Genomic DNA, 14,969 nt, shown 5'->3' with positions numbered 1-14,969 from the left:
GCTGTCTTTCCCTGAACCCGTTCGTGGCGCGGAGACGGGCCCGCGCGCGTTTTTGTCGGCGCTGCTTATAGGAACCGGCGGCGAAAGCCGCAATCGCCGCGGCGGCTTCGTGTTTCCGGTTCACATGAGATTGCGGCGCCAGCCGGGCATTGATAGAGCCCGGACAGCACAATTTCCGGAGGAACGACGTGACGCGCAGCATCAGGCCGCTGGTAGCCGGCAACTGGAAGATGAACGGGCTGAAGGCCGATCTCGCCATCGCGACGGAGGTCGCCCGCGGCTATGACGCCTCACTCAAGGCCGCTGTCGATCTCGCGATCTGCCCGCCCTCGACACTGCTGTTCACCGCCACCGCCGCGCTGATCGGCTCGCGCATCGCGACCGGCGGGCAGGATTGCAGCGTTCAGCCCGCCGGCGCCTTCACCGGCGAGGTCTCGGCCGCGATGCTGGCCGATGCGGGGGCGAGCTTCTGCATCGTCGGCCATTCCGAGCGGCGCACGCTCCATGGCGAGGACAACGCCACCATCCGCGCCAAGGCCGAGGCTGCGCGCAAGGCATTGCTCGTGCCGATCATCTGCGTCGGCGAGACGCAGGGCGAGCGCGAGGCCGGCAAGGCGCTGGCCGTGGTGCGCCGGCAGCTCAAGGGCTCGGTGCCGGAAGGCCTCGACGCCGCGAGTCTGGTCGTCGCCTATGAGCCAGTCTGGGCGATCGGCACGGGCCTGACCCCGACGGCAGCCGATGTCGCCGAGATGCATGCCGCGATTCGCAGCGATCTGGCGCGGATCGTCGGCAAGAACGCCGCGGCCGGCGTCCGGCTGCTCTATGGCGGCTCGGTGAAGCCCTCGAACGCGGCCGAGCTGCTGAATGTCGCGAATGTCGACGGCGCGCTCGTCGGCGGCGCCAGCCTGAAGGCCGAGGAATTCCTGGCGATCGCGCGCGCTTGCGCCGGCTGAGGCGTCATCCGAGCCCCGGTCATGCAAGCCGGCGGACCTTCAGGGGTGGCGCAGCCGCAAACCCCGTGCTATGTGCGCCGCCGAATTCGCCTCGACCTTTCGAGGAGGAGCGGGTAGCCCTTGCGGCGGCCCGCGCCATCCCCATTTCGTGAGATCATGCAGAACGTTCTCATCGTCATTCATCTGATCATCGTCGTCGCGCTCGTCGGCGTCGTGCTGCTGCAGCGCTCCGAAGGCGGCGGGCTCGGCATGGGTTCCGGCGGCGGTGGCGTCGGCGGCTTCATGACCGGGCGCGGCCAGGCGAACGCGCTGACCCGGGCGACGGCGATTCTCGCCGGCCTGTTCTTCCTGACCTCGATCGTGCTCGCGATCATGGCCACTCAGGGCCGCGTGCAGCGTTCGATCATCGACGGCGCCCCGGCGACGACGGCTCCGGTCACTCCGGGCCAGCCCGCCGCGCCGAACGCCCCGAGCGCGCCCAATGCCGGCGGCGTGCTCGATCAGCTCCGTCAGCTCCAGAACCAGACGCAAGGCGGCGCGCAGCCGCCGACCCCGGCGCCGCCAGCGGCACCGCAGCAGTAACCAGGGCAGGGCCGGGAAACCGGCCCTTCTCTTTTGTGTGGAGACGGGCCGGGCGACCGGCCCTCTCTTTTGTGGACAAGCGCGCAGAGCAAGGCGGGACTGCACTGCATGCGCTTAGCGAATCGAACCCGTGGCGATAGAGGTGAACTCCCATGACGCGGTATGTTTTCATCACCGGCGGCGTGGTGTCCTCGCTTGGCAAAGGCCTGGCGGCGGCGGCTCTCGCAGCCCTTCTGCAGGCACGTGGCTACAAGGTCCGCCTGCGCAAGCTCGACCCCTATCTCAATGTCGATCCGGGCACGATGAGCCCGTATCAGCACGGCGAGGTCTTCGTCACCGATGACGGCGCCGAGACCGACCTCGACCTCGGCCATTACGAGCGCTTCACCGGCCGGCCCTGCAACAAGGGCGACAACATCACCACCGGCCGCATCTACATGGACATCCTGACCAAGGAGCGTCGCGGCGAATATCTCGGCGCCACGATCCAGGTCGTCCCGCACGTCACCAATGCCATCAAGGAGTTCATCCTTTCCGGCAATGAGGGCTACGACTTCACGCTGGTCGAGATCGGCGGCACGGTCGGCGACATCGAGAGCCTGCCCTTCCTCGAGGCGATCCGGCAGGTGAACCAGCAACTGCCGCGCGGGCAGTGCATCTTCATCCACCTGACGCTGCTGCCCTATATCCCGACCGCCGGTGAGTTGAAGACCAAGCCGACCCAGCACTCGGTCGCCGAATTGCGCTCCATCGGCATCCAGCCCGACATCCTGCTCTGCCGCACGGACCGCGAGATCCCGCGCGAGGAGCGCCGCAAGCTCGCGCTGTTCTGCAATGTCCGCGAAACCGCCGTGATCGAAGCCCGCGACGTCGCCTCGATCTACGACGTGCCGCTCTCCTACCATGCGGAAGGGCTCGACAACGAAGTGCTGGCCGCCTTCGGCCTCGACGCCTCGAGCGAGCCGGACGTCACGAACTGGAAGCACATCTCCGACCGGGTAAAGAACCCCGAGGGCGAGGTCACCATCGCCGTCGTCGGCAAATACACCGGCATGAAGGACGCCTATAAGTCCCTCATCGAGGCGCTGACCCATGGCGGCATCGCCAACAACGTCAAGGTCAATCTCGACTGGATCGAGTCCGAGGTCTTCGAGAAGGAGGACCCGGCGCCGTTCCTGGAGCATGTCCACGGCATCCTGGTGCCGGGCGGCTTCGGCCATCGCGGTGCCGAGGGCAAGATCAAGGCCGCGACCTTCGCCCGGCAGCGCAAGGTGCCTTATTTCGGCATCTGCTTCGGCATGCAGATGGCGGTGATCGAGGCGGCGCGTTCGCTCGCCGGGATCGAGGCGGCAAGCTCGACCGAGTTCGGCGAGACCAAGGAGCCTGTCGTCGGCCTGATGACGGAATGGCTGCGCGGCAACGAGCTGGAGCAGCGCGCGGCCGGCGGCGATCTCGGTGGCACCATGCGGCTTGGCGCCTACGCCTCCGTCCTCTCGCCGGACACCAAGATCGCGAAGATCTACGGCTCGACCGAGATCTCGGAACGCCACCGCCATCGCTACGAAGTCAACATGAACTACCGCCAGCGGCTGGAAGAGCAGGGCATGCGCTTCAGCGGCGTCTCGCCGGACGGGCTCTTGCCCGAGACGGTGGAATATCCGGACCATCCCTGGTTCATCGGCGTGCAGTACCACCCCGAGCTGAAGTCGCGCCCCTTCGAGCCGCATCCGCTCTTCGCGAGCTTCGTCGAAGCGGCCGTGGTGCAGAGCCGTCTGGTCTAATCGCTGTCGAGGGCAACCGCCGCCCAGGGATGGCGGTGCTCCTCGAAGACCGCCTTTCGCGGGGCGGGAAATGCCGGATCGGCGAAGGCGCCGACCGCCACAGCGATCATCTCCGGCCTGTGAGACGGCTCCCAGAAGACCGTGCTGCCGCAGGCCGGGCAGAAATGATGCAGGACGCGAAAGCCGCTATCGGCAAGGCGTCATAGTAAGCATGATCCCAGGACACGGCGACGGCCTCCCGCGCGAAGAAAGCCGCCACGCCATAGGCGCTGCCCGTTCGCCTCTGGCATTCACGACAATGGCACAGGGCGACGATGGCCGGCTCTCCCCGGCAGGTGATGCGCAACTGGCCGCAGCTGCAGCGGGCTTCCCGGATCTTCATGCGGCGCATCCTCGTTTTAGATGACGGCTGACGCAGCTTTTTCGGCTAGCTTCGCTGGTGCCCGACAATGCCTCACCTATGATGAGGCTGCGAGGCATCGGATGGACTGGGGGGCGGGGGCATGACGATCTCGATGGCGGGCTTGCCCGCGTTCCTTCTCTATTTCGTCGTCGGCACGGCGCTGATCGCAGCCTTCGCCGTGATCTATCTGCGCATGACGGCCCATGACGAGATCGCCCTGATCCGAGGTGGCAATCTCTCGGCCGCGATCGCACTGGGCGGCAACCTCATCGGCTTCACCGTGCCGCTCGAAAAGGCGATCTCGCAGGCCAGCAGCATCCCGGACTGCGTGCTCTGGGCCGTCGCGGCGATGCTGGTCCAGTTCGCGGCCTATGGCCTCGCGCGGATCGTCATCCCGGAGCTCTCGCGGAAGATCGCGGAAGACCGCCTGCCATCGGCCGCGATGCTGGCAGTGATCGCAGTGATTTCGGGTACGCTGGCCGCGGCCAGCATGACGATCTGAGGGCATGCCATGAAGCGCTCGACACAGATCGGGCTGGCCGCGGTCGGCGTCGTGCTCGTCGCCTCGTTCTGGCCACGCTCCAGCGAGGAAACCCAGGAAAGCCTCGTCTATAACAGCCTGAGCGATTGCCGCGCCGGCGGGCAGCTCAGCGCGCAACAATGCGAGACCGCCTTCTCCGAAGCGACCGCCACACGCCTCAAGGATGCGCCGAAGTTCAACAATCAGAACGAATGCGAGGCGCAGTACGGCGCCAATGGCTGTTCCAGCGCCAGCATCGGCGGCGCCCAGTATTTTGTCCCGGCGCTCGCGGGCTTCATGCTGGCGCGGGGCCTGGCCGGTTCGCAGGCGCAGCCCCTGCTGCCGCCGACGGCCGCTACCTGCCCACCGGGCTCCGCCCAGCCGGAATGCCAGCAGGCGCGCGCCGCCAGTTCCTCTTCCTCGTCATCCGGCGGCAGCGGCTCCTATGGCAGCAACAGTTCCTCGAGCAGCAGCCGCTCGCGCGCCTATTCGACGACGACCGGCGGCAGCGTCGCGGTGTCGCCGACGAGCACGCGCGGCGTGAGCACGACGACCCGCGTCTCGTCGCGGGGCGGCTTCGGCTCCATCGCCCGTTCCTTCTCCTCGCATTCCTCCTCCTGAGATGCGCCGCGTCACGCTTCCGCCCCGTCCCGACTGGGCCGCGCAGGTCGAGCGGCTGGGCTTCGCCTTCCACACCATCGACGACGAGACCTATTGGGACGAGAGCGCTGCGTTCGCCTTCACGCTGGAGGAGATCGAGCGCGATATCGAGGCGCCGACCGAGGCGATCGAGGAGCTCTGCTTCGCCTTCATCGAGAAGGCACTCGCCAGCGAGGAGATCCTGACCAGCCTCGCCATCCCAGCCGCGTATTGGGACTATATCCGGCGGAGCTGGCAGAGCGGCGAACGCAATCTCTATGGCCGGCTCGACCTCGCCTATGACGGGCATGGGCCGGCCAAGCTGCTGGAATACAACGCCGATACGCCAACCGCCCTGTTCGAATCGAGCGTCGTCCAGTGGGACTGGCTCGAGCAGGCGATGGCGCGTGGCGCGCTTCCCCCCGGCAGCGACCAGTTCAACTCCCTGCACGAGCGGCTGATCGCGGCCTTCGCCGGCCTGCGCACGCCGTCGCCCTATCGCCTGCATCTCACCTGCGTCGAGGGCAGTGCCGAGGACAAGGGCACGGTCGACTATCTGACGGACTGCGCCGTCCAGGCCGGCCTCGATGCGCGTTTCACTTATATCGAGGAGATCGGCCTGCTCACGGACGGGCGCTTCTGCGACGGCGCCAACCAGCCGATCGAGACCCTGTTCAAGCTCTATCCCTGGGAATGGCTGTTCCGCGAGCGCTATGGCGAGGCGCTGGCCGGCTCGCGCTGCCAGTTCATCGAGCCGCCCTGGAAGGCGCTGCTCTCCAACAAGGGCCTGCTCGCCTGCCTCTGGGAGATGGAGCCGGGCCATCCCAACCTGCTGCCGGCCTTCTTCGAGGGCGACCCGCGCTGCGCGACGCTGTCGGCCCGCCGCGTCCGCAAGCCGCTCTATTCGCGCGAGGGCGCCAATGTCACGCTGATGGAGCGCGGCCGCGTCCTCGACAGCGACGACGGCCCCTATGGCGCGGAGGGCTATGTCCTGCAGGATGCCGCGACCAATCTCTTCTCGGCCGATGGCAATTACGCGGTGCTGGGCTCCTGGCTCGTCGCCTCGCAGGCCTGCGGGCTTTGCGTCCGCGAGGATGCCTCGCCGATCACGAAGAACACCTCGCGCTTCCTGCCGCACTATATCGAGCCGTGACCGCGACGCGACATGACCGCGCCGTGAAGAATTGCTAGCCTTCCGGCCCGATAAGCCTGCCGAAAGAGTCTGCCATGCCTGCATCAGCCTCCACGCCTCGCGGCCTCGACCATCTCGTCATCGGCGTCCGCGATCTCGACGCGGCGGGAGCCTTCTACGAAAAGCTCGGTTTCAGGGTCGGTGCGCGCAATCGCCACCCCTGGGGCACCGAGAATCGGATCGTCCAGTTCCCCGGCTCCTTCCTCGAACTGGTGACGATCGCCGATGCGGGCGCGATCCCGCCAGCCGGTGAGCGGACCTTCTCGTTCGGCGCCTTCGTCCGCGACGCTCTGGCGGGGCAGGGCGAGGGGCTCTCGATGCTGGTGCTGGAAAGCACGGACGCCAAGGCCGACGCCGCCGCCTTCAAGGCCACCGGAATCGGCGACTACGAACCTTTCTTCTTCGAGCGGCAAGGCAAGCGGCCGGACGGTTCGACGGTCAGGGTCGCCTTCGAGCTCGCCTTCGCCGCCGATCCGAAGGCGCCGGAATGCGGCTTCTTCGTCTGCCGGCAGCTCGAGCCGCAGAATTTCTGGAATCCGGCGTTCCAGCAGCATCCGAACGGCGCCAAGGCATTGTCGTCCGCGGTGATGCTGGCCGAGGACCCGGCAGCGCACCGCGCCTTCCTCACCGCTTTCAGCGGCGGGGCCGAGGTGCTCGAAGGCAACGAGGATTACGTGCTGGCGCTGCCGCGCGGGCGCCTCGACGTGCTCGATCCCGAAACCGCGCAGGGCGCCTATCAGGTCGAGCCCGATACGACGCCGGCGCGCTTTCTCGGCTTCTGCGTCGCGGTGCCGGATCTGGATGCGGTGGCGGAGCGGCTGACGGCTGCGGAGATTCCGTTCATCCAGAACGAGGAGCGGCTCTTCGTGCAGGCGGAAGACGCCATGGGCTGCATGGTCGCCTTCGAGCCGGTCTGAACGGCTCAACGGAGAGCCACGACTTTCCGGCTGAAATCCCTCAGCCCTCATCCTGAGGAGCGAGCCGAAGGCTCGCGTCTCGAAGGATGCTCAAAATGTCGCCGGAACCTCCTGGAGCATCCTTCAAGACGCCGCTGACGCGGCTCCTCAGGATGAGGGTTGAAGGGGGGTGCCGTGCCGACCTCTCAGGCCGCGTTCTCGGCGCGCTCCGCCGGCAGTGATGCGAGCAGGCCGATCAGCGCGCGGTCATGCAGCACGACCATGCGCTCCTTGGGCTTCAGCCAGATCACGGCGTCATCGACCGTCTCCGCATCGACGAGCTTGGCCTGCGCCACCGCGCGCTCGGGGTCGATCTCGCCGCGCCGGCGCGGATGGCTGTCGGGCAGCATCAGCTCATGCGCATGCCGAAGCTCGGGATCGGCATGGATCGCTTTCAGCCCGTCGGCATCGTCGAAGCCGGCCTGGGCGAACTCGGTCTGCAATTCATTGGCGCGAAGGGCGACCGATGGCGGATCGCCTTCCTCCGGCGTCAGCAGGAGCCCGCGGCGCTTCAGCCAGAGCCCGATGCCGAGCTGGCCCGAGGCCCATGACAGCGGGATCGCCAGAACGAGACCGACGATCGTCGGCGACATCCAGGCAAAGAGCGCAGTCGCGATCATGAAGGCCGAGAGGCCCGTCACCACGCCGAGAACCGTGTGAGTGCGATGCCGGCGGATGATGTCGTTGAGCGGGATCGAGCCGTCGTCGCGACGCTGCGGATTCCAGCCGGTATCGCGCCCGAGCAGGATCTGGAAGACCGAACCCGACTGGATCAGCATCATGATCGGCGCGAAGAAGGCCGAGAACAGCACCTCGATCAGCGAGGACAGGATCAACCGGATGGCGCCGCCGCCGGCCCGGCGCAGCTTGTTGTTAAACAACGTCAGCAGGAGGCCGAACAGCTTCGGCGCCAGCAGGATCGCCATGGTCAGCGCGAACAGCCGCAAGGCGCGCTCGGGGTCGAACCGCGGCCAGACCGGGAAGAGCGTGAATTCCTGCGTGAAGTACTCGGGCCGCGCGTAGTTGACCTGCAGCACGATCAGAATACCGACGACGAGCTGCATCAGCCAGAAGGGCGAGGCGAGATAGCCCATGATGCCGGTGGCGAAATGCTGCCGCGTCGGCAGAACGAAGCCCTTCGCGCCGATGATGCGCGAATGCTGGAGATTGCCCTGGCACCAGCGCCGGTCGCGCACGGAGATGTCGATCAGCGAGGGCGGGCTTTCCTCATAGGAGCCCGTCAGGTCCGGCAGCATGTAGACCGACCAGCCGGCGCGACGGATCAGCGCCGCCTCCACGAAATCGTGGCTGAGCACATGACCGCCGAAGGGCGGCTTGCCCTTCAGGTCCGGCAGGCCGCAATGCTCGGCGAAGGCGCGCGTCCTGATGATGGCGTTGTGGCCCCAGTAATTGCCGTCGCGGCCCGACCACATGGCGAGCCCGGTGGCGATGACCGGGCCATAGACCCGCGCCGCGAACTGCTGGAGCCGCGCGAAGAAGGTGTTGCGGTTGATGATCAGCGGCAGCGACTGGATGATACCGGCGTCGGGATCGTTTTCCATCGCGGCGGCGAGGCGCACGATGCAGCTGCCGGTCATCAGGCTGTCGGCATCGAGCACGATCATCTGCTCGTAATGCCCGCCCCAGCGCGTCACGAAATCGGCGATGTTGCCGGCCTTGCGGTGATGGTTCTTAGGCCGGTGGCGGTAATAGACCCGCGAATTCGGACCGAGCCGCTCGCGCAAAGCCAGGAAGGCGCGCTCCTCGGAGACCCAGATATCGGGATTGGTCGTGTCGGAGACGATGAAATAGTCGAAATGCTCGCCGAGCCCGGTCGCCTCGACGGATTCACGGATCGCGGCGACCGCGGCGAAGGTCCGTGCCGAGGACTCGTTGTAGATCGGCATCACCACGACGGTGCGATGCTTCAGGCTTTCGGCCCGCTCGGCCCGTCCGACGCCGAACAGCACGCCGAAGAACCCGAGGAGCGCGCTGGTGAAGGCCAGCGCGATCCACGAGAAATTGATCGTGAACAGCAGGAGCAGGACGTACTGCAGCGAGGTCGTGCGGCTGACCGACACGACATGGTACATTTCCCAGGCGCCATAGGCCGTGAGCGCCAGCCCGCCGCCGAAGACGAAGAGGCGCTTCAGCCACGGCGTCTTCCAGTCGCGCGGAGCGGCCGGCTCGCGGCGGTCCGATGCCTTCCAGCTCCGGAAGGACTGCACGGGCATGACGAGGCGGCTCTCCGGCGGCGTCGCCGGCTCGCGCGAGACGAGTGCGCGCATGTCGGTGCCCGCGGCGCTGGGGCGGGGCGCGGTTACCACGTCCATCGGTCCAACCAGGTTTCAGAGACGGCCTGACCGCCTGCTTGCAGGACGAGCCGCAGCTCGCAGAGATTGTCGTTGCCGGGGTCGACCTCGAAGCCCACGCGCATCTGCTTGCGTTCGGGATAAGGCCAGAGGCGGATGTTCTGGATCGAGCCCGGAGCGGTCGAGACCGCGGCGCGGATCGCAGCTACGGTTGCGGCATCCCCCAGCTTGCCCCCGGTGAACTCGAGCAGGAAGCGGCGGCGGCGGCCTTGCGAGCCCTTGCCCTGTCTCATCCGGGTTACGACGGCGAGGTCCGGGCGATCCGGCGGTTGCCAGCACCAGGCCTGCCGATAGCTCATCGAGACTTCGCTGCCGGCGGCCAATGGCTGCTTCGGCCGCCAGTACATGATGATGTTTCTGTTCGCCTCGGAATCGCTGGGAATCTCGATGAGCTGGATCGAGCCCGCGCCCCAGTCGCCGAGCGGCTCCATCCAGACGCTGGGCCTCAGCTCGAAGCGCTGATCATCGTCCTGGAAGGCGGCCGCGTCGCGCTCGCGCTGCATCAGCCCGAAGCCCTTGGGATTCTGGTCGACGAAGGAGGAAACCTGGAGATTGGCCGGGTTGTTGAGCGGCCGGTAGATCCACTCGCCCGAGCCCGACTGCATCTGTACGCCCGAAACCTCGTAGATCGCCGGGCGGATGTCGTCGAAGGTTCGCCGGCTCTGCGGGCCGGAGAGGAAAATGCCGGTCGCGCAGCCGAAGCCGACATGGTCGAGCGCCTGACGCGCGAACAGCGTCATCTCGACATCCATGAAGGTGACGTCGCCGGGCCGCAGGGTCATCCGCACCGCGCCGCTGACGCTCTCCGAATCGAGCAGGCCGTGAATGACCAGCGCGGCGGTGGCGGGGTTCGGTCGTTCGATCCAGAAGGCGCGGAAGAAGGGGATTTCCTCGCCGCGCTGCTCGCCGGGCCGCAGGATCAGGGCGCGCGCCATCGCGCCGAAATTCTGCCCGCGGGCGAGGGCGCGGAAGAAGGTGGCGCCCTGGAAGCTCGCGACCTCGAAGGGGCGCTCCAGCCCCGCCGAGATTCGCATGCCGGAAAACTGCAGATCGGCATTGTCCGGGGGTGGGGCGACCCGCCCATAGTCGAACTTGCTCCGGTCGAAGGCGACCCGGCGCACCATGTCGTCCTCGACGGTGAAAAGGCTGACCGGGTTCGCGAAGACGTAGCCGCGATGCAGGGGCTCGACGGTGAAGCCGCGATTCTCGCTGGCCCAGATCGCGGCAGCGGGCTGCATCCGGATGCCGGAATACTGGTCGAAGGGCAGCGTGGCGTAGCCCTCGGGCAGATCCGTCGCCGTGAGCGGTATTAGCGGTTTTTGCGCCAGCATGCGCGCGGCATCGACGACCAGCGAAGGGTCGAAGCGCTGCCCGTCGGCGAGGCTGGGAATGTTGAAGGCTGCGGCGCCTGTCGGAGTTTGGGCGGACGCGGAAGCAGCCAGCGACGCCAGCGCTACGCCGCCAGCGGCGGCTTCCAGAAATTGCCTGCGATTCAATGACTTCGCCATGTGGTCCAAACTACGCGGACGACGCCCTCGTCCTCCGCGCTTCTAGAGCATTTCCAAGGCCGGTGAAAAGCGGTGGCGAGCGGAAAAATCTCGCCGGCCATGCTTTTGACGGATGCGGTTGCCGGTCGGTCGGCGGGCTATGTGCCGTTGGTCATGAGAATGGCCCCTTTTTATCGTGCGATGACTTTGGCAAATGCTGCCTGGATCGGCTATCCACGCGGCCTGCAATGCCATCATGCGATGAAACGACCGCGGATATCGCGGCTCGCACAGACAGGAAACGAGAAACATGACCGAAATGCAGCCCACCCGGTCCTGTCTCGCCATTGTTCTGGCAGCCGGCGAGGGAACGCGCATGAAATCGCAGCGCCCGAAGGTGCTGCACGAGGTCGGCGGGCGATCCCTGCTCGGGCACGCCCTCTCGGCGGTCGCCGAAGCCGGCGCCGCGGCGGCCGTGGTCGTGATCGGGCCGGACCGGTCGGAGGTCGGCCGCGAAGCAAAGCATTGGTTCCCGACGGCCGAGCTTGCGATCCAGCAGGAGCGGCGCGGCACCGCCCATGCCGTTCTGGCAGCACGCGAGAGCCTGCGCCGCGGCTATGACGACGTCATCGTCGCTTTCGGCGACACGCCCCTGGTGCTGCCCGAGACCTTCGCCGCGCTGCGCGCCGGCCTGGCCGCGGGCGCGGCCGTCGTCGTGCTCGGCTTCGAGGCGCAGGATCCGACCGGCTATGGCCGGCTCGTCGAGCGGAATGGCGAGCTCGTGGCCATCGTCGAGCACAAGGACGCGACGGAGCAGCAGCGCGCGATCACGCTCTGCAACGCCGGGCTGATGGCATTGTCAGGCGCCCGCGCGCTGGAGATTCTCGAAGCGATCGGCGACGACAACGCCCAAGGCGAGTTCTACCTGACCGATGCCGTCGCGGTCGCCCGTTCGCGCGGGCTTTCCGCCACCGTGTTGCGCGCGCCGGAGAGCGAGGTCCACGGCGTTAACGACCGCGCCCAACTGGCTGTCGCCGAAGCCGAATTCCAGCGGCGCAAGCGCCTTGCCGTGATGGCGGAGGGGGCGACGCTGATCGCGCCCGAAACCGTCTTCTTCAGCTTCGACACGCAAGTCGGCCGCGATGTCCTGATCGAGCCCAACTGCTTCTTCGGCCCCGGAGTCAGCATCGCTGACGGCGCCGTGATCCATGCCTTCTCGCATTTCGAAGGCGCCGAGATCGGGCCCGCCGCCATGGTCGGCCCCTTCGCCCGCCTGCGCCCTGGCACGAAGCTCGCGGAAAAGGCCAAGGCCGGCAATTTCGTGGAGATCAAGGCCGCCGAGATCGGCGTCGGGGCCAAGGTCAACCATCTGACCTATATCGGCGACGCTTCGGTCGGCGCGGCAGCGAATATCGGCGCCGGCACCATCACCTGCAACTATGACGGCTTCCTCAAGTCCCGGACGACGATCGGCGCCGGCGCCTTCATCGGCTCCAATTCCGCGCTCGTAGCGCCCGTCACGATCGGCGACGGCGCCTATGTCGGCTCCGGCTCGGTCATTACCAATGATGTGGCTCCGGATGCGCTCGCCATCGGCCGCGGCCAGCAAGTGGAGAAGGCTGGCTGGGCCAAGAGGTTCCGGGAAGCCTCGCTCGCCCGCAAAGCGGCCAAGAAAGCGGCGGAATAGGTCGCGAATCGCGTCAAAGCGGCAAGTCGCCGTTCACAGTTCGTCACGCATAGTGATTGGGTCCGCGCGCGTTTCGCGGCTATGCGCTTTGCCTATAGCAATGGCTGAAGGGGATCGCCCATGTGCGGCATCGTCGGGATTCTGGGCAAGGAAGCAGTGGCGACGCAGGTCGTCGAAGCGCTCAGGCGGCTGGAGTATCGCGGCTACGATTCAGCGGGCGTCGCGACGCTCGAGGGCGGCCAACTCACCCGCCGACGCGCCGAGGGCAAGCTCAAGAACCTCGAGATTCGCCTGTCGAACGAGCCGCTCGAAGGCTTGGTCGGCATCGGCCACACCCGCTGGGCGACCCACGGCAAGCCCAACGAGGTCAACGCCCACCCACACGCGACGTCGAAGCTCGCGGTGGTCCATAACGGCATCATCGAGAATTTCCGCGAATTGCGCGCCGATCTCCAGGCCGATGGCTATGTCTTCGAGACCGAGACCGACAGCGAGATCGTTGCGCATCTCGTCACCCGCGAGCTTGATCGCGGCAAGTCTCCGTCTGATGCGGTGGCTGCGAGCCTCCCGCTTCTGCATGGCGCTTTCGCGCTCGCCTTCCTGTTCCAGGGCGAGGAAGACCTGCTGATCGGCGCCCGCAAGGGCTCGCCGCTGGCGGTCGGCATAGGCGATGGCGAGATGTATCTCGGTTCGGATGCGCTGGCGCTCGCGCCCTTCACCAACCTCATCGCCTATCTGGAAGAGGGCGACTGGGTCGTGCTCCACCGCCGCGGCGCGACCTTCTACGACAAGAGCAACACGCAGGTGGAACGCCGCGCCCAGCGCGTCGCCGCCGGCGCCTTCCTAGTCGAGAAGGGCAATCACCGCCATTTCATGGCCAAGGAGATCTACGAGCAGCCGGAGGTCGTCGGCCACACGCTGACGCAGTATCTCGACATGGTTGCCGGCAAGGTGCGTCTGCCCTTCGGCGACAAGATCGACTGGAAGGGCCTCTCGCGCCTGACGATCAGCGCCTGCGGCACCTCCTATTATGCTGGCCTCATTGCGAAATACTGGTTCGAGAAGCTGGCACGCCTGCCGGTCGAGATCGATGTCGCCTCGGAATTCCGTTATCGCGAGGCGCCGCTGCCGGAGCACGGCCTGGCGCTGTTCATCTCGCAGTCCGGCGAAACCGCAGATACGCTCGCCGGGCTGCGCTACGCCCGCCAGAACGGGCAGGCCATTCTCTCGGTCGTCAACGTTCCGACCTCGACCATCGCGCGCGAAAGCGACGCGGTCGCCCAGACGCTCGCCGGCCCCGAGATCGGGGTCGCCTCGACCAAGGCGTTCGTCTGCCAACTCGCCGTCTTCGCCTCGCTCGCGCTCGCTGCAGCGCGGGCCCGGGGCACGCTCTCGGCCGAAGAGGAAGCTGTCCATGTGCAGCACCTGATCGCGCTGCCCGGCCTGATCGCCAAGGCGCTGGAACTGGAGCCCGAGATCGAAAAACTCGCCCGCGAGCTCTCCAAGGCCAAGGACGTGCTCTATCTCGGCCGCGGCACCAGCTTCCCTCTGGCACTCGAAGGCGCGCTAAAGCTGAAGGAAATCAGCTACATCCACGCCGAAGGTTATGCGGCGGGCGAGCTCAAGCACGGGCCGATCGCGCTGATCGACGAGGATATGCCGGTCATCGTCGTCGCGCCTCACGATGCGCTCTTCGAGAAGACAGCCTCCAACATGCAGGAGGTCGCGGCGCGCGGCGGGCGTATCATCCTGATCACCGATGCCAAGGGCGCCGCCGAATGCGGCATCGAGCCCGAGGCGACGATCGTGATGCCGGATATGGACCCCACCTTCGCGCCGATCGTCTACGCCCTGCCGATCCAGATGATCGCCTATCAGACGGCGGTTTTCATGGGCAAGGACGTCGACCAGCCGCGCAACCTGGCGAAATCCGTCACGGTGGAGTGAGCGTGCGGCCGGGGCGCTCAGCGCTCCGGCCGGCTCGCCACATAGGCGCCGGAGGCGATCAGACAAAGCGCCGTCGTCGCCAGCGCGATCGGCGGCGCCGAGGTCAGCGTCAGCAGCAGGAAGCTCGCCGCCATCGAGCCGCAGGCGAGGAGTTTCGCCCGCCGCGCGATAGCTCCCGTCTCGCGCCAGCGCAGCACATGCGGCCCGAGCTTCGGATGCCCGGTGAGCCAGGCCTCGAAGCGCGGCGATGAGCGCGAGAAGCACCAGGCCGCCAGGATCAGGAAGACGGTTCCGGGCATGACAGGCAAGACCAGCCCGATCGCGCCGAGCACCGTGAAGAGCCAGCCTGCGACGATCAGCACGGGCCGCGTCAGGCGGCGTGGCGGCTGATTGTCGTTCGGCACGGGCTCGATCCTTGCTTGCGGCCGGAAGGGCAGGTACTGGCGGATG

The 14,969-nt window shown here is 67.0% G+C and carries 14 protein-coding genes; 9 read left to right on the top strand and 5 right to left on the bottom strand.

The window, feature by feature from the left end:
• Positions 1 to 188 precede the first annotated feature (188 nt).
• From tpiA to GY40_RS22710, 3 genes are all read left to right on the top strand, one after another.
• Entirely contained in the window at positions 189 to 953 is a 765-nt protein-coding gene (tpiA, locus tag GY40_RS22720; protein WP_038367401.1) for a triose-phosphate isomerase, read from the top strand.
• A gap of 156 nt (positions 954 to 1,109) precedes the next feature.
• Entirely contained in the window at positions 1,110 to 1,535 is a 426-nt protein-coding gene (gene secG, locus GY40_RS22715; protein ID WP_038367399.1) for a preprotein translocase subunit SecG, read from the top strand.
• 152 nt (positions 1,536 to 1,687) lie between these two features.
• Positions 1,688 to 3,316, top strand: coding sequence for a CTP synthase (locus GY40_RS22710; RefSeq protein WP_038367398.1), 1,629 nt, complete (start codon positions 1,688 to 1,690; stop codon positions 3,314 to 3,316).
• On the opposite strand, the gene GY40_RS28570 is transcribed toward GY40_RS22710, so the two are convergent.
• Positions 3,313 to 3,489, bottom strand: coding sequence for a GFA family protein (locus GY40_RS28570; RefSeq protein ID WP_349236419.1), 177 nt, complete (start codon positions 3,487 to 3,489; stop codon positions 3,313 to 3,315). The genes GY40_RS22710 and GY40_RS28570 overlap by 4 nt on opposite strands.
• Positions 3,423 to 3,698, bottom strand: coding sequence for a GFA family protein (locus tag GY40_RS22705; RefSeq protein WP_349236418.1), 276 nt, complete (start codon positions 3,696 to 3,698; stop codon positions 3,423 to 3,425). The genes GY40_RS28570 and GY40_RS22705 overlap by 67 nt, the downstream gene beginning before the upstream one ends.
• A 121-nt stretch (positions 3,699 to 3,819) precedes the next feature.
• Here GY40_RS22705 and GY40_RS22700 point away from each other — a divergent pair, with 121 nt between their 5' ends.
• From GY40_RS22700 to GY40_RS22685, 4 genes are all read left to right on the top strand, one after another.
• On the top strand, positions 3,820 to 4,221 hold the full coding sequence (locus tag GY40_RS22700) for a DUF350 domain-containing protein (protein ID WP_038367396.1): 402 nt from the start codon (positions 3,820 to 3,822) through the stop codon (positions 4,219 to 4,221).
• A 9-nt stretch (positions 4,222 to 4,230) separates the two neighbouring features.
• Positions 4,231 to 4,860: a DUF1190 domain-containing protein gene (locus GY40_RS26745; RefSeq protein WP_051988433.1), complete on the top strand. Its 630-nt coding sequence runs from the start codon at positions 4,231 to 4,233 to the stop codon at positions 4,858 to 4,860.
• Between the two features lies 1 nt (position 4,861).
• The gene (locus tag GY40_RS22690; RefSeq protein WP_038367394.1) at positions 4,862 to 6,031 is read left to right on the top strand and encodes a glutathionylspermidine synthase family protein; all 1,170 of its coding nucleotides are present in this window, start codon (positions 4,862 to 4,864) and stop codon (positions 6,029 to 6,031) included.
• A gap of 74 nt (positions 6,032 to 6,105) precedes the next feature.
• Positions 6,106 to 6,987 carry a VOC family protein gene (locus GY40_RS22685; protein WP_038367391.1) on the top strand — a complete coding sequence of 294 codons (882 nt, stop codon included), beginning with the start codon at positions 6,106 to 6,108 and terminating at the stop codon, positions 6,985 to 6,987.
• 185 nt (positions 6,988 to 7,172) lie between these two features.
• Here GY40_RS22685 and mdoH read toward each other — a convergent pair whose 3' ends face one another.
• Together mdoH and GY40_RS22675 are read right to left on the bottom strand one after the other, a co-directional pair.
• On the bottom strand, positions 7,173 to 9,314 hold the full coding sequence (gene mdoH, locus GY40_RS22680) for a glucans biosynthesis glucosyltransferase MdoH (protein WP_038368647.1): 2,142 nt from the start codon (positions 9,312 to 9,314) through the stop codon (positions 7,173 to 7,175).
• Positions 9,315 to 9,346: 32 nt separating this feature from the next.
• Positions 9,347 to 10,894 (bottom strand): OpgD/OpgG family glucan biosynthesis protein, encoded by a 1,548-nt coding sequence (locus GY40_RS22675; protein WP_248311262.1) that lies wholly within the window; start codon positions 10,892 to 10,894, stop codon positions 9,347 to 9,349.
• 310 nt (positions 10,895 to 11,204) lie between these two features.
• Here GY40_RS22675 and glmU point away from each other — a divergent pair, with 310 nt between their 5' ends.
• The gene (gene glmU, locus GY40_RS22670; protein WP_038368645.1) at positions 11,205 to 12,572 is read left to right on the top strand and encodes a bifunctional UDP-N-acetylglucosamine diphosphorylase/glucosamine-1-phosphate N-acetyltransferase GlmU; all 1,368 of its coding nucleotides are present in this window, start codon (positions 11,205 to 11,207) and stop codon (positions 12,570 to 12,572) included.
• A gap of 120 nt (positions 12,573 to 12,692) precedes the next feature.
• A complete protein-coding gene (gene glmS / locus GY40_RS22665) occupies positions 12,693 to 14,519 on the top strand; it encodes a glutamine--fructose-6-phosphate transaminase (isomerizing) (RefSeq protein ID WP_038367386.1) in 1,827 nt (608 codons plus the stop codon).
• A 17-nt stretch (positions 14,520 to 14,536) separates the two neighbouring features.
• Here glmS and GY40_RS22660 read toward each other — a convergent pair whose 3' ends face one another.
• The gene (locus tag GY40_RS22660) at positions 14,537 to 14,923 is read right to left on the bottom strand and encodes a YbaN family protein (protein WP_318652288.1); all 387 of its coding nucleotides are present in this window, start codon (positions 14,921 to 14,923) and stop codon (positions 14,537 to 14,539) included.
• Positions 14,924 to 14,969 lie beyond the last annotated feature (46 nt).

It is taken from the genome of Allobosea sp. UNC402CLCol, from assembly GCF_000745475.1.
GTDB classification, from domain to species: domain Bacteria; phylum Pseudomonadota; class Alphaproteobacteria; order Rhizobiales; family Beijerinckiaceae; genus Allobosea; species Allobosea spartocytisi.
The sequence above is the reverse complement of the archived record's forward strand: the minus strand, read 5'-3'. Positions and strand labels throughout refer to the sequence as shown.